This is a genomic window from Anaerotignum sp. (assembly GCF_045122575.1).
Lineage (GTDB): Bacteria > Bacillota > Clostridia > Lachnospirales > Anaerotignaceae > Anaerotignum_A.
In genome coordinates, this window is the sequence record NZ_JBGVHV010000036.1 from 1 (window position 1) to 5,891 (window position 5,891).

Annotated in this window: 6 protein-coding genes; 4 read left to right on the forward strand and 2 right to left on the reverse strand. The window is 47.3% G+C overall.

The genetic code is table 11. The annotated features are described in order from the left end of the window. Positions 1–260: 260 nt before the first annotated feature. Complete coding sequence (locus ACJMLT_RS01470; RefSeq protein ID WP_405725513.1) at positions 261–1,679, forward strand: sensor histidine kinase; 1,419 nt, start codon at positions 261–263, stop codon at positions 1,677–1,679. A 48-nt stretch (positions 1,680–1,727) separates the two neighbouring features. On the opposite strand, the gene ACJMLT_RS01475 is transcribed toward ACJMLT_RS01470, so the two are convergent. Continuing rightward, positions 1,728–3,668, reverse strand: a complete 1,941-nt coding sequence (locus tag ACJMLT_RS01475) for an NAD(+) synthase (protein WP_405725516.1) — start codon at positions 3,666–3,668, stop codon at positions 1,728–1,730. A 15-nt stretch (positions 3,669–3,683) separates the two neighbouring features. Further along, positions 3,684–4,292, reverse strand: coding sequence for a transcriptional repressor LexA (lexA, locus tag ACJMLT_RS01480; RefSeq protein ID WP_405725519.1), 609 nt, complete (start codon positions 4,290–4,292; stop codon positions 3,684–3,686). A 220-nt stretch (positions 4,293–4,512) separates the two neighbouring features. On the opposite strand from lexA, the gene ACJMLT_RS01485 reads away from it, so the two are divergent. From ACJMLT_RS01485 to ACJMLT_RS01495, 3 genes are all read left to right on the forward strand, one after another. Next, entirely contained in the window at positions 4,513–4,833 is a 321-nt protein-coding gene (locus ACJMLT_RS01485; RefSeq protein WP_405725522.1) for a cell division suppressor protein YneA, read from the forward strand. A gap of 184 nt (positions 4,834–5,017) precedes the next feature. Beyond that, on the forward strand, positions 5,018–5,482 hold the full coding sequence (locus ACJMLT_RS01490; RefSeq protein WP_405725525.1) for an NfeD family protein: 465 nt from the start codon (positions 5,018–5,020) through the stop codon (positions 5,480–5,482). A gap of 32 nt (positions 5,483–5,514) precedes the next feature. Then, positions 5,515–5,891: flotillin-like FloA family protein (locus tag ACJMLT_RS01495; RefSeq protein WP_405725528.1), on the forward strand; the 377-nt coding region annotated here is incomplete at its 3' end.

The following is a 5,891-nucleotide window of genomic DNA, read 5'->3' on the forward strand; positions in this document are numbered from 1 at the left end:
TTTGCCCAGTTGATGCGTGTCATAACGAGGACGATCAGCGCAACGATGATCATATCTCTGGGAGCCAGCTGTTTGCGTTTGGGTCTGTTGGGAGTTGTATTCTGATTATTTTCCATAAGTAGGTACAGGCAGAAATCTGCCATTCTCCTTTCCGGGTTTTTATATTGCGCTGTTTTTCTGCGCAATGATACATACAAATAACAGTATAACATTTTTTTACATGTTTGTAATGTGTTTTTTCATATTTTGGAGGAATGACCATGAAAAAAGATTCCATCGTGCGAAAGCAGATGCTTTTATATATGACGACCATTGGGATACTGATCCTGCTTTTATGCGGCTCTCTGGCAGTCATCTACACCAACCATTATATGGGGGAAAAGAAGGAGGAACTGGTCGGTCAGGGGGAAAAGATCGCGACGGCATACAGCAAGGCATACCGTACGGGAAATCTGGGCGATCTGAGCTATGAACTGCAGATTCTGGAGAACTATATGGAATCCGGAGTCGTGCTGGTCAATCGGGACGGAAAGGTCGTATTGACCTCCCCCGGCTTTGACGGCGTGCTGATCGGGGATGATATGATGTATGAGGATCTGACCCAAAAGGTTTTGCATGGGGAGATCGTGACCCATCAGATGAAGAAGGGTGAGGTGTTTGATACGCCCATGCTGGTGGTAGGCTATCCTGTTACGGAGGGATATCTGGCGGGGATCTTTATGTGCAGACCTTTGCCGGAGATCGAAGCATCCCTGATGGAAATGTACCAGATGAGCATACTCAGTCTGTTCTTCGTATCCTTGCTGGGGCTGATCGTCAGCTTTCTGACGGCGAAGCATGTGGCACTTCCGCTGGTGATGATGAACCGGGCGGCAAAGGTCATTGCCAACGGGGATTTTGAACAGCGGGTGGAAATAAAAAGCAACGACGAAGTCGGAGAGCTGGCGCAAAGCTTTAACCACATGGCAGAAAGCCTGCAGGCCCATGAAAAGGTGCAGAAGGATTTTATTGCAAATATTTCCCATGACCTGCGCTCTCCACTGACCAGTATGAACGGTTTCCTGACGGCAATGCTGGATGGCACCATCCCTGCGGAAAAACAGGGGAAATATCTGCAGATCGTTCTGGAGGAAACGGAGCGTCTGTCCCGCATGACACAGGGGATTGTGGAACTGAGCCGTGCCCAGAGCAGCGCGATTTTATTGGAAGAATCGAATTTTGATATCAACAGCCTGATCCGCAGTAATATTGACCTGCTGGAGCCGCAGCTGAAAGAAAAGCATGCAATCATTCGTGCGATCTATGATGAGGAGAAAACGATGGTTCGAGGGGATAAAGATAAAATTTCCCGTGTACTGCAGAACCTTTTGAACAATGCAGTAAAATTTTCTCCCGAAGGCGGTATCATAGAGGTGGAAACAACATTGCTGGATAAAAAGAAGGTGCTGATCTCGGTGAAGGATGAGGGCCCCGGCATCAGTCAGGAAGATCAGAAATATGTATTTGACCGCTTTTTTAAATCGGATACGACAAGGAATGAAGATAAAGTGGGCAGCGGGATTGGCTTGGCGATCGCAAAGGAATTCATGCTGGCTCATGGTGAAAATATTACAGTGAAAAGTGAAGAAGGGAAAGGAACGACCTTTGCTTTCTGCCTGAAGCTGGCGGAAAAAGAATAAAAAAGAAACCGAGATGGAAAATTCCATCTCGGTTTTTGTTTTTTGGGATTATAATTTTTCCACTTCGTCCATCCATACACGGCTGAAAGCATCGGTAGGCATTCTCCAGTCGCCTCTGGGAGACAGGGAGATAGGGCCAACTTTGGGGCCGTCAGGCAGGCAGGAACGTTTGAACTGCTGGATGAAGAAACGGCGGTAGAAGTTTTTCAGCCATTTCAGCAGGGTTTCTCTGTCATATTCGCTTGCAAAGGCTTTTTCTGCCAGCCACAGTACTTTTGCGGGGCGGTAAGCGTTATGCAGGATATGATACAGGAAGAAGTCATGCAGTTCATAAGGGCCAACCAGATCTTCTGTTTTCTGGTTGATCTTACCGGAAGCATCTGGAGGCAGCAGTTCGGGGCTGATGGGGGTATCCAGAACATCCAGCAGTGCGGCGGAAGCTTCTGCATCCACTTCGCCGTTGGTTGCTACCCAGTTGACCAGTACACGGATCAGTGTTTTGGGGATGCCGCCGTTGACGCCATACATGGACATGTGGTCGCCGTTATAGGTTGCCCAGCCCAGTGCCAGTTCGGACAGGTCGCCTGTACCAACGACCAGACCGTTATATTTATTTGCCAGATCCATCAGGATCTGTGTTCTTTCACGCGCCTGTGCATTTTCGTATGTTACGTTGTGCAGGCTCATGTCGTGTTCGATGTCTTTGAAATGCTGTGTTACAGCATCGCGGATCGGGATTTCTTTCATAGTGATGCCCAGAGATTTCATCAGAGTCAGGGCATTCTGGTAAGTTCTGTCTGTTGTACCGAAACCGGGCATGGTCACACCCAGAACGTGGCTGCGGTCAATGCCGAGGAAGTCGCATGCTTTGACGCAAACCAGCAGAGCCAATGTAGAGTCCAGACCGCCGGAAATACCGATTACCAGAGATTCGGAATGGGTATGTTCCATTCTTCTTGCCAGACCTGCTGTCTGAATGGAGAAGATATCCTTGCACTGTTCATCCACTTCGTCAGCGGCGGGGTGGAAAGGTGCTGCGGGCAGGGGTCTGTTCCAGTTTTCCAGCAATTCTGTTTCTTCCATATCGAAATGGATCAGACGATAGATGCGGTGCATTTCTGCTTTCTGCAGATGAGACAGGAATGTGGTATGTCTGCGACGTTCGTTTGTCAGGATATCAAGATCGATATCAGCATAAACCAGCTGGTTTTCCTGAGAAAAACGATCTGTTTCAGCAAAGAGTTCACCGTTTTCGCAGATCATGCTGTGACCGCTGAATACTGCGTCCTGTGTGGATTCGCCGATGCCGCAGGAAACGTATACATAAGAAGCCATGCAGGACGCAGAATGCTGTGCTACCATACGTCTGCGGTAAGCAGCCTTACCGGAAAGTTCGTTGCTTGCGGACAGGTTCAGAAGCAGTGTTGCGCCGTACAGAGCCTGATAAGAGCTGGGAGGGATGGGTACCCACAGGTCTTCGCAGATTTCAATGCCGATTTTCAGATCGGGGATACCTGCGGCTGCAAAGAGCAGATCGGAACCGATGGGAACGTCCTGACCAGCATAATGAATGTGGTCCACCAGAATATCGTCGGCAGAAGAGAACCAGCGTTCTTCTGCAAATTCGCTGTAATTGGGCAGATGTGTTTTGGGAACCAGACCGAGAATTTCGCCTTTATAAATAGCAACGGCGCAGTTGAATGCCTGACTGTCCAGAGGAACGGGGGCACCGATGACGAAAAACAGATCGAGGTCTGCAGTTTCTTCCGCGATTGCTTTGACAGCTTTTTCTGTTGCAACCAGCAGGGAACGCTGCATGAACAAATCTGCACAGGTATAACCTGTGATACACAGTTCGGGGAAGGTCAGAACACGCACACCTTTTGCGGAGGCATCTTTTGCCATTGCCACGATCTGTTCTTTATTATAGGTACAGTCTGCCAGTCTTAAACGAGGGACAGCTGCACCGACTTTTACATAACCAAACATAAAACGTTCATCTCCTTAGAATTTTCTGAACAGGCCGATGACTTTGCCGAGGATGGCAACGTCTTTTACGATGATAGGTGACATAGAGGAATTTTCAGGCTGCAGGCGGATGAAGTCCTTTTCTTTATAAAAAGTTTTGACGGTAGCAAAATCTTCGATAAGAGCAACCACGATATCTCCGTTTTTGGCATCGTTCTGCTGACGAACCAGGATCAGGTCTTTATCAAAAATACCTGCTTCGATCATACTTTCGCCTTTGACACGGAGCATGAATACAGTGTCATTGTGGATATAATCCACGGGGATGGGGAAAGTATCTTCGATGTTTTCTACAGCAAGGATCGGTGTGCCTGCAGTGATCGTGCCGACGATGGGGACATTTACCAGTTCCTTCTGGGGGGCTTCAAACCCGGGGGCGAGGATCTCGATGGCTCTGGGCTTTGTAGGGTCTCTGCGGATGAGGCCTTTCTTTTCCAAACGGGAAAGATGGCCATGGACCGTAGAGGTAGATTTCAGCCCTACAGCATCACAGATCTCACGCACCGAAGGGGGATAGCCTTTATCCCGCACTTCCGCCTTCATATATTCCAGAATCTGCTTTTGTTTTGTAGACAGTTCGCTCATATACTCACTCCTTATGATTTTATCCAAATGGACAGGAATTATCAAGTCAATGGCAGAAAAAAGTAGATTTCCGCCTTGTTCGCTTTCAGTATATCACAGTGGGAACATAAAATCAAACCTATGTTCGTAAATTTTTGCGAAAAGTATTGACAAAGAATATATGTTCGTTTATTATAAAGGTGAAAAACGAAAAAATGTTCGAAAGAAATGGGGCGAAGTCATGGAAAGAAGAACACAGAGAAGAGTTGTAAGAAAATCCAGAAAAATCAGAAAAAATACGTTCGTGCTGCTGACAATGGCTTTGATCCTTTGCTTGGGAACCCTTGCCATGGGCGGTCAGAGGAGCGTTCAGACAAAAACGTATTATGAATGTGTGCAGGTGGAAAAAGGGGATACCCTTTGGGAAATCGCAGAAGAGTACAGAATGGATGGGGAAAAAATCGAACACATGGTTGAGGCTATTCTGGAGGTAAATGGCTTGAAAGATGGGAACGTACGAGCGGGCGAAAGTATTATCGTGCCTGTGACAAAAGCAGTATAAAAAAGAAGGGAAAGACAGAACGAATGGTTCTGTCTTTTTTTGCGAAAATAGAAAATCAGGAGGGAAATTCTTAAACAATTCTTACGGTTTAGCCTAGGCGGTTGCGGGGAAAAGTATCTTTGTGATAATATAAATAAAAAAGAAAGTATCTGAAAAGATACAGGATAAAAGGAGGTAGAAAGAGATGCTCCCATGGATCATTATCATAGCCATGCTGGGTCTGCTGCTCCTGTTTGTTGAGATCCTGATGCCCGGATTTGGTTTATTCGGCATTCTGGGGTCGGTCTCTCTTTTAGGTTCGCTGGTGGCGGCATTTAAGATATATGGCTTTGTTGTATTTCTGGCGATGCTGGCGGTGGCGGTGGTGATATTTTTTGCCATGATCGCCTTTGCGAAGAAAAGCGGGCTTTACAATAAAGTTGTGCTGAGAGACAGACAGGAAGCAAAAGGGTTTGATGAGGCACCGTTACAAGGGCTTTTAGGTAAGGTTGGCGTGACCCGTACGGAACTGAAGCCGTTTGGTGTGGCAGAAATCGATGGCAAAATCGTAGATGTCTGCTCCACCGGTGATTTTATTGACAGAAATGTCAGTGTGCAGGTGGTGCAGATCACAGGCAAGACGGTGACAGTAAAGGTTTATGAAGAATAAGGGAAAGAAGAGAATCAAAGGAGGCGCTGTGTATGTTTGAAATTTTTGGTCTGATTATTCCATTATTTATCGTGTTGATCCTGATCGGTATTTTTCTCAGCTTTGTTCCGCTGGGACTGTGGATCTCTGCGATTTCCGCAGGGGTAAAGGTCAGCATTTTTTCTCTGGTTGGTATGAGACTGCGTCGTGTGCGTGCGGATAAGATCATCCGCCCTTTGATCAAGGCGCAGAAGGCCGGTATGGATGTCAATGCAAATCAGCTGGAAAGCCACCTGCTGTCCGGCGGCAGAGTGGATAATGTAGTAGATGCGTTGATCGCAGCCCACAGAGCGAACCTGGATCTGTCCTTCGAAAGAGCGGCAGCCATCGATCTGGCAGGCCGTAATGTTTTCGAAGCGGTCAGAATGAG

Excerpts from the sequence above, each read along its gene's own strand:
- ACJMLT_RS01470 (WP_405725513.1), top strand. The coding sequence starts at position 261 with ATGAAAAAAGATTCCATCGTGCGAAAGCAGATGCTTTTATATATGACG.
- ACJMLT_RS01475 (WP_405725516.1), bottom strand. The coding sequence starts at position 3,668 with ATGTTTGGTTATGTAAAAGTCGGTGCAGCTGTCCCTCGTTTAAGACTG.
- lexA (WP_405725519.1), bottom strand. The coding sequence starts at position 4,292 with ATGAGCGAACTGTCTACAAAACAAAAGCAGATTCTGGAATATATGAAG.
- ACJMLT_RS01485 (WP_405725522.1), top strand. The coding sequence starts at position 4,513 with ATGGAAAGAAGAACACAGAGAAGAGTTGTAAGAAAATCCAGAAAAATC.
- ACJMLT_RS01490 (WP_405725525.1), top strand. The coding sequence starts at position 5,018 with ATGCTCCCATGGATCATTATCATAGCCATGCTGGGTCTGCTGCTCCTG.